Here is a 19,641-nt window from a genome sequence, read left to right as displayed (position 1 = left end):
CAGAAAGGGAGTCTGGCAAGTGTAGTCGGCGGGCGCCTTCGCGGGGCAATCCCGCTCCTGCTGTGCTGCAGGAGCGGGATTGCCTCGTGATACGGTCACACTCGGAACTGATCCATCAGCCCTTGCTGCTGGTTGGCCAGGCTGTTGAGCGACTGGCTGACCCGGGCCGATTCATTGGCTTGGCCGGAGAGCGACTCGGTCACATCGCGAATGGTCGCGACGTTATTGTTGATCTCTTCGGCCACAGCGCTTTGCTCTTCGGCGGCGCTGGCGATCTGCAGGTTCATGTCACTGATCACGGTGACCGCATCACCGATCTGCTGCAAGGCAGTGACCGCCTGGCTGACCTGTTCAACACTGCCTTGCGCCTGACGATGGCTGCTGTCCATGGCACCGACCACTTCGCGGGTACCGGCTTGCAGCTGTTCAATGACCTGGCGGGTTTCTTCCACCGACTCTTGAGTACGGCGAGCCAGGTTACGCACCTCATCGGCGACCACGGCGAAACCACGACCGGCTTCACCGGCGCGCGCGGCTTCGATGGCCGCGTTGAGGGCCAGCAAGTTGGTCTGCTCGGCGATGGAACGGATCACTTCCAAGACAGAGCCAATCTTGTCGCTGTTCTCGGCCAGACCTTCCACCTGCGCCATGGCGGTGCTCATGTCTGCCGCCAGGGTGTCGATGCTGGTGGTGGTGCGATCGATGACCGCCAGGCCCTGGCGTGTGGCCTGATCGGCGTCGCGGGCAGCCTGGGCGGCCTGGGCGGCGCTGCGGGCAACGTCCTGGGCGGTGGCGCTCATTTCATGCGAGGCGGTAGCGACCTGGTCGACCTGGCGGTATTGCTGTTCCATGCCAGCGCTGGTCTGGCTGGCAATCGCCGACGACTGATCGGCGGTATCGCGGGCGGCCTGAACCGAGCGTTTGACCTCGGCGATAGTCGGCTGCAGCTTGTCCAGGAAACGGTTGAACCAGCCCGCCAGCTCGCCCAGCTCGTCGTGTTTGTCGTAGGTGAGGCGCCGGGTCAGGTCGCCTTCGCCGCTGGCGATGTCCTTGAGCATGGACGCTACGCCGAGAATCGGGCGGGTTACGCCGCGGGCCAGCAGCCAGATCAGCAACAGGCCGACGATGGCTGCCAGTCCGCCCAGACCGAGTTCGACCAGGGTGCCGCTGGTGTTGCTGCGGTCGAGTTCTTGCTTGAGGGCTTCGGCCGGGCCGGTCAGGGCACTTTGCGGAACGTCGAGCAGCACGCCCCAGGCTTTGCCGCCGGGGATCGGCGCAAAGGAAGCCAGGACTTTCAGACGCTGCTCATACTGGATGCTGTGCAGCGGTGTGCTGTCGGCCAGCAGGCGGATCAGTTCGGCACCTTTCTCAGTGTCGACCTGATCAATGCGCTGGGCCAGTTTGCCCGCGTCCGGGCTGTAGCCAGCCAGCAAGCCCACGGGGCTGAGGATGCTCACCTGGGTCTGGCCCTGGTAAAGGTTGCTGCTGGCTTGTTGGCTCAGGGCCTGCAGGCTGTTCAGGTTAATGTCGATGGACAAGGTGGCGACCACTTTGTCTGCGACCATCAGCGGGAACACGATGCTGGTCATCAGCACCCGTTGGCCGTCAATCTCATAGAAATAAGGTTCGATGACACAGGTCTTGCCGGTCGTACGCGGGCACACCGACCAGGTGTTGGCTGGCTCGCCGCTGGGGCCGATGCTGGTATCGGCCATGTCACTTTCCGGCAGGGCCATGGAGGTCAGCTTGCCCGGGGTCGGTTGCGACCAGTACAGGGCAAAGCGGCCTTTTTCGTTGCTGCCCAGTTGCTCCTGGTTGACGAACAATTCGTCTTTGTTGTCCAGCGCATTGGGCTCGAATACCAGCGACAGGCCAAGCAAATCAGGGTTGGCCTGCAAGGCTGCACGTACTTGGCGAGTCAGGTCCTCACGCAGATCGAAAGCATCGAGAAAGCGCTTCTCCGACTGTTCGCGCAAGAATAGGACCTGGCGGGCGAAGCCGGCGCCGTACTGATAGGCATCCATGAACTGGCGGCGAATGTTCAAAGCCTGGACTTCGCCCTGGGATTCGATGCGTCCCTGGGCCGCTTCAGTGAGCATCTGCATACTGCTGGCCTTGACCAGCGCCGAGCTCTGTTCCATGCGGTACAACGAAAGGCCAACCAGCAGGGTAACGATGCTGGCCAGGCACAAGCCGGCTAGCAGGGTGATTTTCCACTGAATGGAAAGTTGTCTGAACGACATGGCGAAGTCCTTTGATCCAAAAAAGATTGAGGCTGCCGACCTTATCGGCAGATTCGCCCGTTTCTTTATTCAAACGTTCAATTTAGATGCGTCGTTTTCGGTCATTCCTACGACACTGATCGCACTGCGGACTTTGACAAGCGCGAAGCCCTGCTTCAGAGTGTGCGCCCTCCATAAAAATACCGTCGTTCGGCCATTGCCTGCGGGCAGTTTGTCGCCGAATCGGTCGCTTTTTGTCTGGTTTCTAGAGGTCACAGGAATGAATGCAGTAATTGCCGCGGTCGGCATCATGCTGATCTTGAGTCTGTCCCGCGTGCATGTGGTGATCGCCCTGATCGTCGGCGCCCTGGCTGGGGGACTGGTGGGTGGCCTGGGCATCGACGGAACGCTCAAGGCCTTCAACAGTGGCCTGGGCGGTGGCGCGACGGTTGCCTTGTCCTATGCCTTGCTCGGCGCCTTCGCCGTGGCGATTGCCAAGTCCGGCATGGCCCATGCCCTGGCCGATCGCGCCTTGGCCATGGTCGGTCAGCAAGGCCATGGCAATGCCGGCAAGGTCAAATGGCTACTGATTGGCTTGTTGCTGGTGGTGGCGATCTCCTCGCAGAATATCCTGCCAATCCACATCGCCTTTATTCCATTGCTGGTGCCGCCACTGCTCTATGTGCTGACCAAGCTGCAGATCGATCGACGCCTGGTGGCCTGCGTGATGACGTTCGGTCTGATTACGCCGTACATGTTCTTGCCGGTGGGCTTTGGCAACATCTTCCTCAACGAGATCCTGCTGGCCAACGTCAGCCGCAGTGGCGTGGATGTCAGTGCTGTCAACGTTACGCACGCGATGGCTATTCCGGCAGCGGGGATGCTCTTTGGCCTGCTCCTGGCGGTGTTGTTCAGCTACCGCAAAAAGCGCGTCTATGATCTGGAAAAAATCGAACAGGTCGAACAGGTGGCGGTGCGCTACAACCCGCTGACCCTGCTGGTGGCCGGTATTGCCATCGCCGCAGCATTCATCATCCAGTTGTGGCTGGACTCGATGATCATTGGCGCTATGGCCGGCTTTTTGATTTTCTCGGTTTCGGGCATCGTGCGCTGGAAGGAAACGGATGACCTGTTCACGGAAGGCATGAAGATGATGGCCATGATCGGCTTCATCATGATCGCCGCGTCCGGTTTCGCTGAAGTCATGAAGGCCACGGGTGAGGTCAAGAGCCTGGTGGAGACCTCGGCGGCCTGGATTGATCACAGTAAAGGTGTCGGCGCACTGTTGATGTTGCTGGTGGGCTTGTTGGTGACCATGGGGATTGGCTCGTCGTTTTCTACCGTGCCAATTCTTGCCGCGATTTTCGTGCCGCTGTGCGTGCAGTTGGGCTTCGACCCGGTGGCCACCGTGTGCATCGTCGGAACCGCCGGTGCACTGGGGGATGCGGGCTCACCGGCTTCGGATTCGACCCTGGGTCCGACCTCGGGGCTTAACGTCGATGGCCAGCATCACCATATCTGGGACACCGTGGTGCCGACCTTCCTCCATTACAACTTGCCCTTGCTGGCGTTCGGTTGGCTGGCGGCCATGATGCTCTAGCACTCAACCAAGCGAGGTTGAGCGCAAGGCTCAACCTCGTGCAGGTGGTGGCGAGATCCGGTTGAGGAGCATGTTGCCGTCTTTGGTCCGGGTCAGGTAGACCGGCAAGACTTTGGGCAAGTTGCCGACCAGGCGCTTGATCTGACTGGTGTCGTAGATGCCACTGATACGAATGTTGCCGGTGCTTTCGTCAGCCAGTTGCAGGGGCTTGTCCAGGTAGCGGTTGATTTGCGGCAGGGCTTGAGCGAGGCTCAGGTTGTCGAGGATCAACTTGCCGTTGCGCCAGGCCAGGCTGGTGTCGTGGGTGTAGGTCTGGCTCAGGCGTGGTTCGAAGTCGCCGGACTGGTAGCTGGCCTGCATGCCTGGTCCCAGGCGATAGCCACCATCGCTGTCATGCGCATCGCTGCTGACCAGTACCGATCCTTCAACCAAGGTTACTTTGACCTGATCTTCATACTTCCAGACATTGAACTGGGTGCCGGTCACTCGGGCCTGGCCTTGGGCGGCATGGACCACGAATGGATGCTGGCTATCGTGCTGGACCTTGAAGAACGCCTCGCCCTTGACCAGGGTGACCCGGCGTTCGTCCTTGTAGTTGGTGAAGCGCAACGCGCTGCCCAGGTTCAACTCGACCTGGCTACCGTCGTTGAGCACTACATGGCTGATGGTGTTGCCGCTTTCCAGGTACTGGTAATGGTTCGGCAGCCAGCCTTGCTCCCAGCCGATCCACGCCCCTGCCGGCAGGGCCAGCAACGTGATGGCGGCGGCTGAAGCGTAGTGACGCCAAACGCTGCGACGGCGCTGAGGAAGGGTAATGACCTTGCCGGGCGTGTGACTGCGTGGCAGTTGGTCAGCAGTCTGCCAAATATCCAGCATGGCCTGGTATTCCTCGGCATGCACCGGATCGGCGGCCAGCCACAGTTCAAAGGCCTGGCGTTCGGCTTCCGTGCAGTCTTCAGCTTGCAGGCGCAGGCACCAATGTGCAGCGGCATCAGTGATGGCATCGTGTGGGTCGGCGCTGCGGCTGGTGTGGTTCATCAAGACTCCCGGTTTTGCCTATTCTACCCTTGCAGCGTAGGTGGGAGAACCCGAGATAATGGCGAATGACTATCAGTTGTAAGATTTTTAGCCGTTAAAATCCTGCAAATGCACTGAGTTCTCAGCACTACCCCGCCTGGTGACGAGGTAGTGCTGTTTAACCGTGGTCGACTGACGCTCGAGGCGACTCAAAATTGCTCGGCTGCGAGGCTGAACAGTGACGCACTGCCTGCCCGGATGCTGGCCTCAAGGGACAAGGTGCGGGGCAGTAGGCGGGCAAAGAAGAACGCGGCCGTGGCACGTTTGGCGCCATAAAAAACCGGATCCTGCATCCGATTTGCTTCGGCTACGGCATCCATGCGTGCCCACATGTAGGCGTAGGCCACATAGCCGAACAACTGCAAGTATTCGACCGAGGCGGCGCCAACGGCATTGGCATCCTCGCCAGCCTGGCGGCAGAGCCACTGACTGAGGCTTTCCAGCGCGTTGGTCGCGCTCAGCAGCGGTTCGCGATAGGGGGAGTCGACAGCACAGAAACGGCGAATCTGTTCCGTGAACTCGGCCAGGGCCGTGCCGCCATCTGCCACCACCTTGCGACCCAGCAGATCAAGGGCCTGGATGCCGTTGGTACCTTCATAGATCTGGGCGATACGTACATCGCGCACCAACTGCTCCTGACCCCATTCACGAATGTAGCCGTGACCGCCAAACACCTGCTGACCGAGCACACAACTTTCCAGGCCGTTGTCGGTGAAGAACGCTTTGGCCACCGGTGTCAGCAAGGCTACCTGACGCTGGGCGAGCTCCCGCTCCTCGGCGATGTCGGCATATTTGGCGATATCCAGTTGCTGACCGACATAAGTAGCAAAGGCCCGTCCGCCCTCAGTCAGGGCGCGCATGGTCAGCAACATGCGGCGAACATCCGGGTGCACGATGATCGGGTCGGCGACCTTGTCGCGTGCTTGCGCACCGGTCGCGGCCCGGCTTTGCAAACGGTCCTGGGCATAGCGCGCAGCATTCTGGTAGGAGGCCTCTGCACAGCCGATGCCCTGGAGGCCAATCGACAGGCGCTCGTAGTTCATCATGGTAAACATTGCCGCCAGCCCGCGGTTGGCTTCGCCTATCAGGTAGCCGGTGGCTTCGTCGAAGTTCATCACGCAGGTGGCCGAGGCCTTGATGCCCATCTTGTGTTCAACGGAGCCGCAGTACGCCGGATTGCGCAGGCCGAGGCTGCCATCGGCATTGACCAGGAACTTCGGCACCAGAAATAGCGAAATGCCCTTGGGCCCGGCAGGGGCGTCGGGCAACTTGGCCAGGACCAGGTGGATGATGTTTTCGGTCAGGTCCTGCTCGCCGCCGGTGATGAAGATCTTGGTGCCACTGATGCGATAACTGCCATCAGCGTTGGGTTCGGCTTTGGTGCGAATGATGCCCAGATCGGTACCGGCATGTGGTTCGGTCAGGCACATGGTGCCGGCCCACTCACCGCTGTACAGCGGCGGCAAGTAGGTAGTCTTGAGGTCATCACTGGCATGGGCGTCCAGCGCCAGGCAGCACCCGGCACTCAAGGCTGAATAAAGGCTGAAGCTGCAGTTGGCGGCATAGAGCATTTCTTCGAACTGCACCGCGAGCATTTTCGGCATGCCCAGACCACCGTGCTCAGGGTTACCCGCCAGACCCACCCAGCCACCTTCGCGGTAAGTCTGCCAGGCCTGGGCAAAGCCGTCTGGGGTATGCACCTGGCCGTTGTCGAACAGTACGCCCTGTTCATCGCCGCTGCGATTGAGCGGGGCAATCAATTGGCCGGTGATTTTTGCGGCTTCTTCGAGGACGGCATCGGCGGTCTCCGCATCAACCCGCTCGGCCAGGAGCGGCAGGCGCGCCCAGAGGGCCGGGCCGTGGAATACTTCATGAAGGACAAAGCGCATATCGCGCAGTGGAGCATTGAATTCTGGCATGGAAATCTCGCTGTCAAAGGGGGTCAGAGCGCCTTGGCCCAGTCGCGCAACAAGTACTTCTGGATCTTGCCGGTGGACGTTTTCGGCAGCTCGCTGAAGACCACGGTCTTGGGCAGTTTGAATCCGGCCAGGTGTTCGCGGCAGAAGCTGATGATTTCCGCCTCGCGCGTCTGCTCGAAACCGATCTTGAGGGTGATGTAAGCGCAGGGCGTTTCGCCCCATTTCTCGTCCGGCCGGGCGACCACCGCCGCCTCAAGCACGGCAGGGTGCTTGTAGAGGGTGTCCTCGACTTCGATGGTGGAGATGTTCTCGCCGCCGGAGATGATGATGTCCTTGAGCCGGTCCTTGATCTCGACATAGCCGTCAGCGTGCCAGACTGCCAGGTCGCCAGTGTGGAACCAGCCTCCGCGGAACGCTTCAGCAGTGGCTTCGGGGTTTTTCAGGTAGCCCTTCATGACCGTATTGCCGCGCATGAAGATCTCACCCAGGGTGTTGCCATCGCGCTGTACCGGCTCCAGGGTTTGCGGATCAGCGACCATCAGGCCTTCAAGGGTGGGATAGCGCACGCCTTGGCGCGACTTGATCCGCGCCCGTTCGGCCAGGGGCTGCTCGTCCCATTCGGCATGCCAGGCGCAAACAGTTACCGGTCCGTAGACTTCGGTCAGGCCATAGACATGGGTGACCTTGATACCCATTTCTTCCACCGCACCGATGACCTTGGCCGGAGGCGCGGCCCCCGCGACCATGGCGTTGACTGGGTGATCGATGGCCGCTTTGGCTGACTCAGGCATGTTGATCAATGCGTTAAGCACGATTGGCGCACCGCAAAGATGGCTGACCTGATGTTCACGGATCAGGGTGAGGATCTTCTGTGGGTCGACCCGGCGCAGGAACACATGGGTGCCGGCCAGTGCGGTGACGGTCCAGGGGTAGCACCAGCCGTTGCAGTGGAACATCGGCAGGGTCCACAGGTACACCGGGTGATTGCCCATGGCCCAGGTCATCTGGTTGCCCAGAGCATTGAGGTAGGCGCCCCGGTGGTGATAGACCACGCCTTTGGGGTTGCCTGTGGTGCCAGAGGTGTAGTTCAGCGAGATGGCCTGCCACTCGTCCTGCGGCCATTGCCAGGCAAACTGCGGATCACCTTCGGCAAGAAACGCTTCGTAGTCCAGTTCGCTGACCGCTTGACCTTCACCGTATTCTGGATCGTCAACATCGACCACCAGGGGTGGGTACTCCATCAATGCCAGTGCGCCGGCAATGACCTTGTGGAACTCCCGGTCGGTGATCAGTACCTTGGCTTCACCGTGTTCCAGCATGAACGCAATGGCTTCGGCGTCCAGGCGTACGTTCAGGGCATTGAGCACGGCGCCAATCATCGGCACGCCAAAATGCGCTTCCAGCATCGCTGGAATGTTTGGCAGCATCACCGCTACGGTGTCGCCTTGGCCAATACCGCGTCCGGCCAGCGCACTGGCCAGGCGCCGGGAGCGTTCGTAGGTTTGTTGCCAGTTGCGGCGGATGGCGCCATGAATCACCGCCGGGTATTGGCCATAGACCGTCGCGGTGCGTTCGATGAAGCTCAAGGGGCTCAATGCTTGATGATTGACAGGAGAGGGCGCCAGGCCCTGAGAGAAAATCGACATGAATGGTTCCTGTGCAGGGGGCGCCTGTGTGGCGTACTGCAAACCCCCGGTGGCTGATTGTTAGCTCTGATCAGGTGGCGCGAAGGGCAGGCCCTTCAGGTGTCACATTTTTTACGTGAAACGCTATGGTACTTGGAAGATAGACTATAGCAATATAGTAGAAGTACTATATGCGCATTCAAAGCCATCCGTTTGAGCGCACCCATGACCCCTTTGCTCGCCAGCGATCCCCAGCCCAGCCTGCTTCTCGACGCATCAGCCGCAGTGCTGGCGGTCAACCCGGCCTTGCAGGCCATGCTCGGACCTTGGCCGCAGCGCTCAGCCGACTACTGGTTGCCAAGTAATTTCCAGGCGCTGGTGAACGCCTGCCGCAGTCAAGCCCGGGCCATTAGTGATGTCGAAGCGCAGGTGGCCGGGCAGATTCTGCTCTGGACCTTTATCCCCATCAGTCCCGATCAGGTACTGGCGCGATGTCGTGATGCCAGCGCCGAACGCCTGGCTGAACGTGAGGCCAGCCAGGCGCGGCGCCTGTATCGGTTGATTACTGAGAACACCACCGACCTGATCTCCCGGCACAGCCCCGATGGCTGCTTTCTCGATGCGTCGCCGGCCTCCTATCGACTGCTCGGTTATTGGCCCGAAGCGTTGCGCGGCGTTGCGGTGCAGTCGCTGTTTCACCCCCAGGACCGTCAACAATCGCTGCTGCAAGCGGCTCAGGCGTTGGAGCAGGATGGTTACCAGACCATGACCTGCCGGGTACGCCATCGTCACGGCCACTACTTGTGGTTCGAAATCGCCAGCCGGGCGATTCGCGAGACCTACACCGGGGCGGTGGTGGAAATCGTCAGTGTTTCGCGGGACATCACCGTGCGCGTCGAGGCCCAGGAAAACCGTCGACGGCTCGCCGAAGTGGTGGAGGCCAACACCGACCTGGTGCTGTTCACCGACCGCGAAGGCCATCTGAGCTACCTCAACGGTTCGGCACGGCGCGCCCTGGGTCTGCAGGACGTACAGACACTCCCGGCTTTGCAGGTGTTGCTCGACCCTGGGCTGCAGCAACAGTTGCAACGTGAAGGCTGGCAGCGCGCCGAGCAAACCGGCGTCTGGCATGCCGAGACACGCTTGATCCCTTGGCAGGGGGGCGCGGCGTTTCCGGTATCACTGGTGTTGATCGCCCATCGCGCCACCGGCGGCCAACGCTACTACTCATTGGTTGCCCGCGACATGACCGAGCGTGAGTTGCGTGAAAGCCAACAACGTCGTCATCAAGATGAACTGGCCCACAGTGCGCGCCTGATCACCCTCGGCGAGCTGGCATCAGGCATTGCCCATGAGATCAACCAGCCGCTGGCGGCAGTGGTCAACTATGCGGGCGCCAGCCAGCGCTACCTGCAGGCTCTGGAGCGTGATCCACAGGCGGCAGCGCGGGTTGCTCAGGGCTTGGCGCGTATTACTGAGCAGGCAACCCACGCCGCTGAAGTGATCAAGCGTCTGCGTGCGTTTCTGCGTAAGGAGCCGCGGCGCCTGCAGGCTTTGTCGATTGCCGATGTCGCTGTTGAGGCGGTGCGCCTTTGTGCCTGGGAGGCGAGCCGAGACCGGGTGAGTGTCGAGTTGCAGGTGAGCGATCCGCTGCCGGCGGTCTATGCCGATCGGGTGCTGCTTGAACAGGTACTGCTCAACCTGTTGCGCAACGCTATTGATGCCAACCGCGAGCAGCATCAAGGGCAGCCTTCGCGTATTGTGCTCAGCGCCGCGCTTGTCGCCGGGCAGGTGCAGATACAGGTCAGCGACCAGGGGCCGGGGGTGGCGGCTGAGCGGCTGGACGGTATTTTTACCCCCTTCAACACCAGCAAACCGGAGGGTCTGGGCCTTGGCTTGAGCATGAGCCGCAGTATCATCGAAGGTTTTGGCGGCACCTTGCAGGCGCTGCCGGGGGCGACGGGTGGATTGATCTTGTGTTGTCGGCTGGCGCCGGTGGCCAGTGTCGGAACAGAGGGCGTGTGATGCAGCAAGCGAAAGTCTATGTGGTCGACGATGACCAAGGCATGCTCGACTCAACGGTCTGGCTGTTGGAGTCAGTTGGTATTCAGGCGCTGCCGTTTACCAATGGCCAGGCGTTTCTGCAGGCGTGTGACGAACACTTGCCAGCGTGTGTGCTGCTTGATGTGCGCATGCCCGGGATGGGCGGTTTGAGTGTCCAGCAGGCTTTGGGCGAGCGCGGTATCGAGCTGCCAGTGATCTTTCTTAGCGGCCACGCCGATGTACCGATCGTGGTTCGAGCGTTCAAGGCTGGTGCCTGCGACTTTATTGAAAAACCTTACAACGATCAGTTACTGCTGGACGCTGTCCAGGCCGCGCTCGATCGCTCGCGTCGAGCCCTTGCTGGTAGCGGACCACGGGCGGTGGTGCAAGCGCGGATCGATAGCCTGACACCGCGTGAGCGGGATGTCTTCGTGCCGTTGGTGCAAGGGTTCAGTAACCGTGAGATTGCCGAACAGCTTGAGGTCAGTGTGAAGACCGTCGACCTGTACCGGTCACGGGTGATGAAGCGCATGGAGGCTGACACGTTGCCTGCATTGGTGGGGATGGCGATTGCCTGTGGCGTGGTTGAGCCGTTGGGGCCACAGCCCTGATATCAGTGGGAGCTGGCCTTGCCAGCGATGCAGGCACCGCGTAACAGCAAGGTTGACTCCCACCGGTCGCTGCGATGATTTAAGAACGCCGCCCCAGAAGCAGCCCCACCACCAAGCCAAAGCCTGCCGAAATAGCTACTGTCTGCCATGGGTGACCACCGATGTAGTCCTGAGTGGCATCCACCACTGGTTGTGCCTTGCTGCGCACATTACCCATCGCTTCTCGCGCCTGCTTAAGTTTGAGGCTGACCTGAGCGCGCAGGGTTTCCGCGTCTTCGCCCACCAGGGCTGCGCTGTCGCGTAGCAGTTTTTCCGAATCTTCGATCAACGCCTGCAGTTCGCTGAAAGCCTGGTCCTTGATTTGCTCGGCTTCGGCTTGCAGGGTGGTTTTCCTGGCCATGGACAGTTCCTCATAGAGTGATGGGCATTGAACAGTGGATAGCGCTGGGGGCGGAAAGTTGCAGCGGCTTTGCCGACCCTTGCTGGCTACAGTGTAAGATAGCGCCTATTTTCCAGCGGCAGGACACCCTCATGAGTTTCAATCTGGCCAATAAGAGCTTCGCCGAACGGGCGCAGATCGAGGACGAGAAAGCACGATTGTTCGAGCTCTGGCAGACCAACCTGGGCAAGGCCAAGGGCGAAGCGGCTCGACTGATCGCGGAAAAACCGCGGCGTAAAGGCAAGTGGGCCGAATGGGTACGTTCTGAACTGGACGGCATGTCGCCGCCCGAGTTCGCCAACATGGTCCGCAGTGAGGTCAACAAGCTGATGGCGGCGGCCAAGTAAGGCCTTCGCAGAGACTGTCAGCGCGGGTGGGCCAATCCGGTACGGCAAATACACGGGGGCGTTGAAAACCACGGTCAATATGAACGATACTGTTTCTCATTAGCGTGTATTTCTTGTTCCCAAGGCCCATCGAACCCCTCCATGTTGACGTCTCCCGTGTCCGGGCTGCTGGCCAGTTTCCAGGAACATTACGATGACTTGCTGCAGTTCCTGACCCGGCGCATGAGCGACCGGCAGCGTGCGGCTGATGTGGCTCAGGAAACCTACCTCAAGTTGGTCAAGATCGAGCAGCAGGAGCTGCCGGTGCTGCATGCCCGCCGTTTTATCTTCCGCGTCGCTGGCAACCTGGCCATCGATACCTTGCGCCGCGAGCAGCGTATGGCCGGCAACCTCGACGATACCGACGCGGTGCGCCAGGTACCGTGTCCGGCACCCGCGCCGGAGGCTGCCTTGCTGGCCCGTGAGCGCCTGGAGCAACTTGACGAAGCCTTGCTGCAGCTATCGCCCAACGCACGTCAGGCGCTGCTGCTCAACCGGGTTGAAGGGCTGACGCAGGCGCAGATTGCACAACAGTTGGGCGTTTCCGAGAGCATGGTGGCAAAATACATCGGCCAGGCACTGCGCCACTGCCGCGACTGGCTCAAACACAACCATGACTGATGCCCTCGCCATGCTTGCACCGCAGCCGATCAGTGATTTGTCCGACGATGCCCTCGACTGGCAGGTATTGCTGCACTCCGGCAATGCTACGGATGCCGAGCGTGCTCGATACCAGCGTTGGCGTCAGCTCAGCCCCGCGCATGCTCATGCCGCCCAAGAAGCCGAATCTTTGTGGGGCGATCTGGGCCAGACCCGAGCGGCCACCGAACTGAAGGCCGCTGCACCGCGTCGCCGTCACTGGGGCAGTGCCTTGGCGGCTTCCCTGGTGTTGGCGCTGGTCGGTTATGGCGGTTGGCAGCAAGCCCCGGCCTTGCTTGCCGACTACCACACCAGCGTTGGCCAACAGCAGCGTATTACCCTCGCCGACGGCTCGCAGGTGTTGCTCAACAGTGGCAGTGCCTTGTCGGTGGATTTCAGCACTGGTCAGCGTCGAGTGATGCTCAAGGCAGGCGAAGCGTTGTTCGAGCCCGCTGACGATCCGCGCCCGTTCATTGTCGAGGCGGGTGGCGAAGCGGTGCAAGGTAGCGGGGCGGTGTTCAGTGTACGTCGTGATGGCAGCCATAACCGTGTGGTGATTGCTCAGGGGCAGGCACAAATCGGCGAGCACGTGCTCAGCAGCACACCCGATGCGCGGGCACAGACTGCCTGGCAGCGCGGCAAGCTGATCTTCAATGGCAAGCCCCTGCGCGAGGTGCTGGCCGAGCTTGAGCGTTATCAGCACGGGCGCATTGTGTTGTCCGATCAGCAGTTGGGGGCAATGCAGGTCAGTGGGGTATTTGACCTGGATGACCCGCAAGGATTGCTGCGTACGCTGGAGCAGCGCTACGCCTTGAAGGTGACTTATCTGCCCTGGTTGGCTGTGGTGTACTGATTGCGCAGCAAGCCCGCTTCTGGCACCTGTAGCCGCTGCCGGAAGGCTGCGATCGGGCGTGAAACGCCCGCAAAACCTGGCCTGCGCGATCTGCCAGGCCCAACGCTGCGCTCGAGTGGCGACTGCTCCGCAGTCGATCGCAGCCTCGTGCCTCGGCAGCGGCTACAGCATGTAGTGCTGCTCACTTGAGCCTGCCAAAAAATTATTTCACTTATTCACTGCAAGTTCTTCCTCGCTCAATCGTCGTAGTGAGACTGATCAGCAATTCATTCTCATTTACATAATTTGTCTGGAAGAACACTGTGAAGGGTCCGCTTAAGCCAATCGCTTGCTCCACCGCTCGTTTCAAACACGTTCTGCTGGCTTCAACCGCCGTCGCCGCACTGCTCGGCCCGGTTTGGGCATTGGCGGCCGAAGCCGTGAGTGCTGGGCAAGCGAGCGCCCAGCAAGACCGCGAGGTCAGCCTGGATCTGCCGGCCCAGAACCTCGATCAGGCCCTGACAGCTTTCGCCGACCAGGCTGGGCTTCACTTGCTGTTCACCACCGCCGATGTCGCCGGCTTGCACAGCCCGGCCCTCAGCGGCCGCTACAGCATCGCCCAGGCCTTGCAGAGCCTGCTGGCCGGCAGCGGCATGAGCTGGCAGTTCAGCGATTCGCGCACGGTTATCCTGCGCAAGGCCCAGGCTGCACCGGCGAGCGTCAGCCTCAAGCCGATTGAAGTCAGTGTGGCTTCGCGTACCAGCACCTCGATCAGTGAAATTCCGGGCACCGTCTGGGTGGTCGACCAGCAGCAGCTCAACGAGCAGATCAACAGCGGTGTCAGCCTTAAAGAAGCTATTGGCAAATTGGTACCTGGCCTCGACCTCGCCCCGGAAGGGCGCACCAACTACGGCCAGAACATGCGCGGGCGCAATGTGCTGGTGATGATCGACGGGGTCAGCCAGAACAGCTCCCGTGGCTTGTCGCGCCAGTTCGACAGCATCTCACCATTCAACGTCGAGCGCGTTGAAGTGCTCTCGGGTGCCAGCGCCATCTACGGTGGCGGCGCCACCGGCGGTATCATCAACATCGTGACCAAGAAAGGTGAGGCAGGCCCAGCCCGCTTCGAGACTCAGTTGGGCGCCAGTAGCGGTTTCAACAACAGCGACGACCTGTCGACCCGCATTGCCCAGTCGGTCAGTGGTGGCAACGAGCGAATCAATGCGCGCCTGGGTATTTCTGGCGAGCAGAACGAAGCCTTCTACGATGGCGCTGGCGACCAGGTCTTCATCGACAACACCCAGACCGACCTGCAGTACAACCGCACCATCGACGTGCTCGGCAGCCTGGGTATGAAATTCAACGATGAACAGAGTCTGGACCTGCTCGCCCAGTACTATGACTCAGGCAATCATGGCAGCACCGGGATTTACTTTCCCAACCTGAACCACAACGCCCCCTCTGACCTGGAAGACGCTGAACTGCGCGGCGGTTACTCCACGGACCTTGAGCCACGGACCAAGCGCGTGCTGCTCAATGCCAACTATCACCACAGCGATGTGCTTGGCCAGGACTTCTACCTGCAGGCCTCGTACCGCAAGGAAGACGACAACTTCTACCCGTTCCCGTACTACAACGGCAAACCGGCCGGTGCCAAGGGTGTGTATTTTGCCGCTTCGCAGCAGAACTTTGAGGTCAGTAGCCTCAAGGCACTGTTTGCCAAGCAATGGGACACCCTCAAACTGACCTATGGGGTGGACCTGGACCGTGAGCGTTTCAATGCCGAGCAGACTACCTTCGACTCCCAGACCTCATCCGAAAGCGGCGGGCTGGACCTGGACAAGGAAAGCAAGGCCCCGCGCTATCCCAGTTACCGGGTTGATGGTCTGTCGTACTACGCCCAGATGGACTGGCATGCGACGGACAACCTGACCGTCTCCGGCGGTGCCCGCCGCCAGCAAATGGATGTCGATGTCGGCGATTTCAAGGGTGTGCCCGGCGGCAGCAACGATTATCAGGTTAACCTGTTCAACCTCGGTGCCATCTACGACTTCAAGAATGGTCATCAGGTCTGGACCAACTACGGTGAGGGCTTCGACCTGCCAGACCCGGCCAAGTTTTATGGAAAACCTGGCCTGAGCGTTGAGGACAACCCGCTGGCCGGAATCAAGAGCCGCCAGGTGGAAATGGGCTGGCGCTACGCCGACCTTGACTGGGATGCGCAAGCGGCGGTGTATTACATCTGGTCGGACAAGATCATCACCACCGACATGGCCACCCTGACCATCAACGTGGAGGACCAAAAGAGCCGTGACTTCGGGTTTGAAGGGGCACTGACCCGTCATTTCGAAAGCGGTTGGGAAGCCGGTAGCACCCTGCACCTGGTGCGTTCAGAGGAAGAAGACAAAGACGGTGACTGGATCAAGCGTGACGCCCGTTATGCTTCGTTGTCCAAGTCCACGGCCTTTGTCGGCTGGAAAAACGAGGGGCGAAGTGCGCGCCTGCAAGCCAACCATGCCTTCACCCTCAAAGACGATGCTGATCACGAGATCAAGGGCTACACCACCTTCGACTTGCTGGGCAGCCAGGAGACAGGTTTCGGCACCTTCAGCGCTGGCATCCAGAACCTGCTGGACAAGGAATACAGTACAGTCTGGGGTCAGCGTGCAACCCTGTTCTACTCGCCAACCTACGGCCCGGAGTACCTGTATGACTACCAAGGCCGCGGTCGCACCTACACCTTGACCTGGTCGATGGCGTATTGAGTCAGGCGAAGGTCGTCAGCAGGTCGGCTTCAAAGGCCTGCTGAGCGTCGCTGGGCACTTGGGCGCGATGACGAGCGAGGACGAAGGGCACCTCAAAGTTCAATGCCGGGTCCAAGCCCTGCAACAACCCACGCTCAACCCAGGGCGCGGCGAAGTGGCAGGGCAGATAGCCAATGTGGCGCCCGGAAAGAATGAACGCCAGGGCACCCTCGACCTGTTCGGAGCGTGCTGAAGCACGGCCACCACTGAGCGGGTCGGGACTTTCCAGAAAGCTGTAGGGGTGCTCGACCTGGTCGGCCTGCAGCAGTACTTCCAGGCTCACCTGCGCCTGGTTGGCCAGCCGATGGTGGCTGGCGCAATACAGGCGCTGGGTCTCCTCGAACAACGGCGTGTAGTCGAACGCCGATTGTTTGCCGGAGAAGTAACCAATGGCAAGGTCAAGGCGCTGCTGCAACAGCAGGCGCTCAAGATCCGCGGGCATGGCACTGACCAGTTCCAGGCGCACGGATTCGTCGCGCTGGCGAAAACGCTCGATGGCCTGCGCCAGGCGTAGGGTCACGCTGCTGTCCTGGGCTTCAGAAATACCTACGCGCACTTCACCAAGCAAGCGTCCAGCGACGCCATTGGCCTGATGACGGAAGGCTTCTATCTGTACCAGCAGTTCCCGGGTTGCCTTAAGCAGCACCTCGCCTTTGGCGGTCAGGCCAAAGCCGCCTTTGCCGCGACTGCACAGACGATAGCCGAGACGCGTTTCCAGGCGCGCCATCTGCTGGCTGATACTGGGCTGGCTCAGCCCGAGTACGCCCTGAGCGGCGCTGAAGCCGCCGGCCTCGACTACAGTGACGAACAGCCGCAGCAGGTGCAGGTCGAGGTCGTGCAGTTGTCCGAGCATCAAACATTGCTCCTGATGAATGTCAGCTTAAGGAAGTTGCCATTTTTGTAATGTAACCCGGCGTGCATGCTGGCGGCATTCACTGATAAAGGTGCCCGACATGCGTAGATACCTGTGGTTGTTCCCGGTGATGCTGGCCTTGCCGCTTCAGGCCGAAGAAAAAGTCCTCAACCTCTACAGCTGGGCCGATTACGTGGCGCCAGAGGTTTTGCAGCGCTTTGAAAAGGAAAGCGGCTACAAGGTGCGGTACGACACGTTCGACACCACAGAGGTATTGGAAACCAAGTTGCTCACCGGTGGCAGTGGTTATGACGTGGTTGTGCCGTCCTCCAGCCTGCTGGCCCGTGCTCTGGCGGCCGGCGCCCTGCAACCGCTGCAGGCCCAACAAATGCCCGGCTACAGCAATCTGGACAAGGACCTGTTGGCCAAGCTGGCCGAAGTGGACCCCGGCAACCAGTACGCGGTGCCTTACACCTGGGGCACGCTGGGACTGGGGATGAACCTTGAAGCGGTGCGCCAGCGTGTGGGCGATGCGCCGCTGGACAGCCTTGACCTGTTGTTCAAACCCGAATACGCCAGCAAGCTCAAGGACTGCGGAATAGCCATGTCCGACTCGCCTCAGGAGGTGATCGGTGTGGCCTTGCACTACCTGGGCAAAGACCCGTACAGCCGTAACAAGGACGATCTGGCCGCAGCCCAGGCGCTGCTCCAGCAGCTGCAGCCGTCGGTCAGCTATGTGGCCAACGGTCGGCAGATCAACGACCTGGCCAACGGCAGTGTGTGTTTGGCGCTGACCTATAACGGTGATGCGGCCATGGCCGCCGATCAGGCCCGGCAAGCCGACAAGCCCTACCAGGTGGTGTACCGGATTCCCCGGGAAGGCACGATCATTTGGCAAGACAATCTGGCCATCCCCAAAGATGCGCCGCACCCAGAGGCGGCCAAGGCCTTCATTGCTTTCATGCTGCGCCCTGATTCGGTGGCGCCGCTGACCAACACGCTGTTTTTCGCCAACGCCAACCAAGCTGCCACCGTATTGGTGGACGAAGCGGTACGTGGCGACCCGGACATCTACCCCTCGGATGAAGTGCGCGCGCGGCTGTTTGCCGACCGTAGCATGAGCTTGGCCGACATGCGCCAGCGCACCCGGCTGTGGACCGCTTTTCGTAGTCGCCAATAACAAAGAACCAGGAGCCCGATGATGGATCTCGCCCCCAACAACGACCAGGCCATGACCCGCGAAAGCCTGTATGGCACGGTCGCGGAAAATACCTTTGCCGGTATCACCAGTTTTTCCAGGCGGCGCTACAGCCGCGACCTGCGCGGTGTCGATGTGGTAGTCAGCGGCGTGCCGTTCGACACCGCCACCAGTAACCGTCCGGGTGCGCGCTTCGGCCCGCGGGCCATTCGTGCAGCCTCGGTGCAACAGGCCTGGGCTCGCCACTGGCCATGGGAATTCGATCCGTTCGATCATCTGGCGGTGATCGACTACGGTGACTGTGATTTCGATTACGGCAGCCCGCAGACCATTCCCCAGCGCATCCAGGCTCATGCCGAACAGATCCTTGAAGGGGGGTGCGCCATGCTCACCCTGGGGGGTGATCACTTCATCAGTTATCCGCTGCTCAAGGCGCATGCGCGTAAACACGGGCCGTTGTCTCTGATTCATTTTGATGCCCACAGCGACACTTGGCCGGACGAGGAGGGGGGCGGGCGTGTCGACCACGGCACGATGTTTTGGCACGCCGCGCGTGAAGGCCTGGTGGATCCGTCGCGCTCGGTGCAGATCGGCCTGCGTACCACCAATGACGATCCTCAGGGCTTTGCCGTACTTGATGCGCGGCAGGTGCACCAGCGGGGATGTGCGGCGATCATCGAGGCGGTTCGCGCGCGCGTAGGTGACCATCCGGTGTACCTGACCTTCGATATCGATTGCCTTGATCCGGCTTACGCGCCGGGCACCGGCACGCCGGTGTGTGGCGGGCTAAGCACGTTGCAGGCGCTGGAAATCATCGGCGGCCTGCGCGGTATCAACCTGGTGGGGATGGACCTGGTAGAGGTCGCGCCAGCCTACGATCATGCCGATATCACCGCCTTGGCCGGGGCGACGCTGGCGATGGAAATGCTCTGCCTGTACGCCGCCCGGCACAAGGTCGACCGCTGAGCTGGAAACAAAATGAATTACCTGTAGGAGAAATTGCGGTTTGCTGACGAACCTGACGCGCCTTAGGCTATCCAATGCTTGGGCGCGTCGTTTCGCGCAGGAGGTAACCGTGAACAGATCACTGTTGGGCCTGGCCCTGGGCTTGCTGTTGAACGTACCGGGGCTGGCAGGGGCGGCACCGATACACGTGGCCGCCTCGCCGAACAACCCCTACAACAGCCCGATCATGCGGGCCAACCCCAACAGCCGACAAGGCAGCGTACCGGCCACGCCTCCCGTACGGGGTCCATCGACCCAGCCCAACCCCCGTATCCCGACTGTTGAGAATCGTGGCATCGGTAATGGCGAAAACATGCGCCGCGAACAAACCACGCCGCACCTGGAACCCACCCGCCCGCCACGCGAGTCGCCCCGCATGCCTTGATTG

Annotated in this window: 15 protein-coding genes and 1 pseudogene; 10 read left to right on the top strand and 6 right to left on the bottom strand. The window is 60.9% G+C overall.

Annotated features, from left to right (window positions below):
* Positions 1–95: 95 nt before the first annotated feature.
* Entirely contained in the window at positions 96–2,243 is a 2,148-nt protein-coding gene (locus CX511_RS17370) for a methyl-accepting chemotaxis protein (RefSeq protein ID WP_045188527.1), read from the bottom strand.
* Positions 2,244–2,502: 259 nt separating this feature from the next.
* Between CX511_RS17370 and CX511_RS17365 the strand changes: the two genes are divergently transcribed.
* Positions 2,503–3,822 (top strand): Na+/H+ antiporter family protein, encoded by a 1,320-nt coding sequence (locus tag CX511_RS17365; RefSeq protein WP_045188525.1) that lies wholly within the window; start codon positions 2,503–2,505, stop codon positions 3,820–3,822.
* A 30-nt stretch (positions 3,823–3,852) separates the two neighbouring features.
* On the opposite strand, the gene CX511_RS17360 is transcribed toward CX511_RS17365, so the two are convergent.
* From CX511_RS17360 to CX511_RS17350, 3 genes are all read right to left on the bottom strand, one after another.
* Positions 3,853–4,860 (bottom strand): FecR family protein, encoded by a 1,008-nt coding sequence (locus tag CX511_RS17360; RefSeq protein WP_045188522.1) that lies wholly within the window; start codon positions 4,858–4,860, stop codon positions 3,853–3,855.
* 188 nt (positions 4,861–5,048) lie between these two features.
* On the bottom strand, positions 5,049–6,818 hold the full coding sequence (locus tag CX511_RS17355; protein ID WP_101292941.1) for an acyl-CoA dehydrogenase C-terminal domain-containing protein: 1,770 nt from the start codon (positions 6,816–6,818) through the stop codon (positions 5,049–5,051).
* A gap of 23 nt (positions 6,819–6,841) precedes the next feature.
* Positions 6,842–8,464, bottom strand: coding sequence for an acyl-CoA synthetase (locus CX511_RS17350; protein WP_045188518.1), 1,623 nt, complete (start codon positions 8,462–8,464; stop codon positions 6,842–6,844).
* Between the two features lie 204 nt (positions 8,465–8,668).
* Between CX511_RS17350 and CX511_RS17345 the strand changes: the two genes are divergently transcribed.
* Both CX511_RS17345 and CX511_RS17340 read left to right on the top strand, forming a co-directional pair.
* On the top strand, positions 8,669–10,468 hold the full coding sequence (locus CX511_RS17345) for a PAS domain-containing sensor histidine kinase (protein WP_045188516.1): 1,800 nt from the start codon (positions 8,669–8,671) through the stop codon (positions 10,466–10,468).
* On the top strand, positions 10,468–11,097 hold the full coding sequence (locus tag CX511_RS17340; protein WP_045188514.1) for a response regulator transcription factor: 630 nt from the start codon (positions 10,468–10,470) through the stop codon (positions 11,095–11,097). Before CX511_RS17345 ends, CX511_RS17340 begins: the two co-directional genes overlap by 1 nt.
* Before the next feature lie 79 nt (positions 11,098–11,176).
* Here the strand turns inward: CX511_RS17340 and CX511_RS17335 are convergent, their stop codons facing one another.
* On the bottom strand, positions 11,177–11,497 hold the full coding sequence (locus tag CX511_RS17335) for an ElaB/YgaM/YqjD family protein (protein ID WP_045188512.1): 321 nt from the start codon (positions 11,495–11,497) through the stop codon (positions 11,177–11,179).
* 131 nt (positions 11,498–11,628) lie between these two features.
* On the opposite strand from CX511_RS17335, the gene CX511_RS17330 reads away from it, so the two are divergent.
* The 4 genes and pseudogenes from CX511_RS17330 to CX511_RS17315 all read left to right on the top strand — a co-directional run bounded on the left by CX511_RS17330 (position 11,629) and on the right by CX511_RS17315 (position 16,158).
* Positions 11,629–11,883 carry a hypothetical protein gene (locus CX511_RS17330; RefSeq protein WP_038612906.1) on the top strand — a complete coding sequence of 85 codons (255 nt, stop codon included), beginning with the start codon at positions 11,629–11,631 and terminating at the stop codon, positions 11,881–11,883.
* A gap of 141 nt (positions 11,884–12,024) precedes the next feature.
* A pseudogene (locus CX511_RS17325) lies at positions 12,025–12,531 on the top strand (RNA polymerase sigma factor); the annotation flags it as partial.
* 4 nt (positions 12,532–12,535) lie between these two features.
* A complete protein-coding gene (locus CX511_RS17320) occupies positions 12,536–13,414 on the top strand; it encodes a FecR family protein (protein ID WP_231353325.1) in 879 nt (292 codons plus the stop codon).
* A gap of 323 nt (positions 13,415–13,737) precedes the next feature.
* Positions 13,738–16,158, top strand: coding sequence for a TonB-dependent receptor (locus tag CX511_RS17315; RefSeq protein ID WP_101292973.1), 2,421 nt, complete (start codon positions 13,738–13,740; stop codon positions 16,156–16,158).
* Between the two features lies 1 nt (position 16,159).
* Here the strand turns inward: CX511_RS17315 and CX511_RS17310 are convergent, their stop codons facing one another.
* On the bottom strand, positions 16,160–17,050 hold the full coding sequence (locus CX511_RS17310) for a LysR family transcriptional regulator (RefSeq protein ID WP_045188509.1): 891 nt from the start codon (positions 17,048–17,050) through the stop codon (positions 16,160–16,162).
* A gap of 100 nt (positions 17,051–17,150) precedes the next feature.
* Here CX511_RS17310 and CX511_RS17305 point away from each other — a divergent pair, with 100 nt between their 5' ends.
* From CX511_RS17305 to CX511_RS17295, 3 genes are all read left to right on the top strand, one after another.
* A complete protein-coding gene (locus tag CX511_RS17305; protein ID WP_045188506.1) occupies positions 17,151–18,230 on the top strand; it encodes an extracellular solute-binding protein in 1,080 nt (359 codons plus the stop codon).
* Positions 18,231–18,251: 21 nt separating this feature from the next.
* Positions 18,252–19,214 carry an agmatinase gene (speB, locus tag CX511_RS17300; protein ID WP_045188502.1) on the top strand — a complete coding sequence of 321 codons (963 nt, stop codon included), beginning with the start codon at positions 18,252–18,254 and terminating at the stop codon, positions 19,212–19,214.
* 109 nt (positions 19,215–19,323) lie between these two features.
* Positions 19,324–19,638 (top strand): hypothetical protein, encoded by a 315-nt coding sequence (locus tag CX511_RS17295; protein ID WP_045188500.1) that lies wholly within the window; start codon positions 19,324–19,326, stop codon positions 19,636–19,638.
* The last annotated feature ends 3 nt before the right edge of the window (positions 19,639–19,641 follow it).

The sequence above is a fragment of the Pseudomonas sp. S06B 330 genome (assembly GCF_002845275.2).
In the GTDB taxonomy this organism is placed as follows: Bacteria; Pseudomonadota; Gammaproteobacteria; order Pseudomonadales; family Pseudomonadaceae; genus Aquipseudomonas.
This window is presented reverse-complemented; position numbering and strand designations above follow the sequence as displayed.

Bases quoted from the DNA above. Each gene is read 5' to 3' on its own strand.
- CX511_RS17355 (WP_101292941.1), bottom strand. From the start codon at position 6,818: ATGCCAGAATTCAATGCTCCACTGCGCGATATGCGCTTTGTCCTTCAT.
- CX511_RS17330 (WP_038612906.1), top strand. From the start codon at position 11,629: ATGAGTTTCAATCTGGCCAATAAGAGCTTCGCCGAACGGGCGCAGATC.
- CX511_RS17365 (WP_045188525.1), top strand. From the start codon at position 2,503: ATGAATGCAGTAATTGCCGCGGTCGGCATCATGCTGATCTTGAGTCTG.
- CX511_RS17340 (WP_045188514.1), top strand. From the start codon at position 10,468: ATGCAGCAAGCGAAAGTCTATGTGGTCGACGATGACCAAGGCATGCTC.
- CX511_RS17305 (WP_045188506.1), top strand. From the start codon at position 17,151: ATGCGTAGATACCTGTGGTTGTTCCCGGTGATGCTGGCCTTGCCGCTT.
- CX511_RS17320 (WP_231353325.1), top strand. From the start codon at position 12,536: ATGACTGATGCCCTCGCCATGCTTGCACCGCAGCCGATCAGTGATTTG.
- CX511_RS17360 (WP_045188522.1), bottom strand. From the start codon at position 4,860: ATGAACCACACCAGCCGCAGCGCCGACCCACACGATGCCATCACTGAT.
- CX511_RS17350 (WP_045188518.1), bottom strand. From the start codon at position 8,464: ATGTCGATTTTCTCTCAGGGCCTGGCGCCCTCTCCTGTCAATCATCAA.
- speB (WP_045188502.1), top strand. From the start codon at position 18,252: ATGGATCTCGCCCCCAACAACGACCAGGCCATGACCCGCGAAAGCCTG.
- CX511_RS17335 (WP_045188512.1), bottom strand. From the start codon at position 11,497: ATGGCCAGGAAAACCACCCTGCAAGCCGAAGCCGAGCAAATCAAGGAC.
- CX511_RS17345 (WP_045188516.1), top strand. From the start codon at position 8,669: ATGACCCCTTTGCTCGCCAGCGATCCCCAGCCCAGCCTGCTTCTCGAC.
- CX511_RS17370 (WP_045188527.1), bottom strand. From the start codon at position 2,243: ATGTCGTTCAGACAACTTTCCATTCAGTGGAAAATCACCCTGCTAGCC.
- CX511_RS17310 (WP_045188509.1), bottom strand. From the start codon at position 17,050: ATGCTCGGACAACTGCACGACCTCGACCTGCACCTGCTGCGGCTGTTC.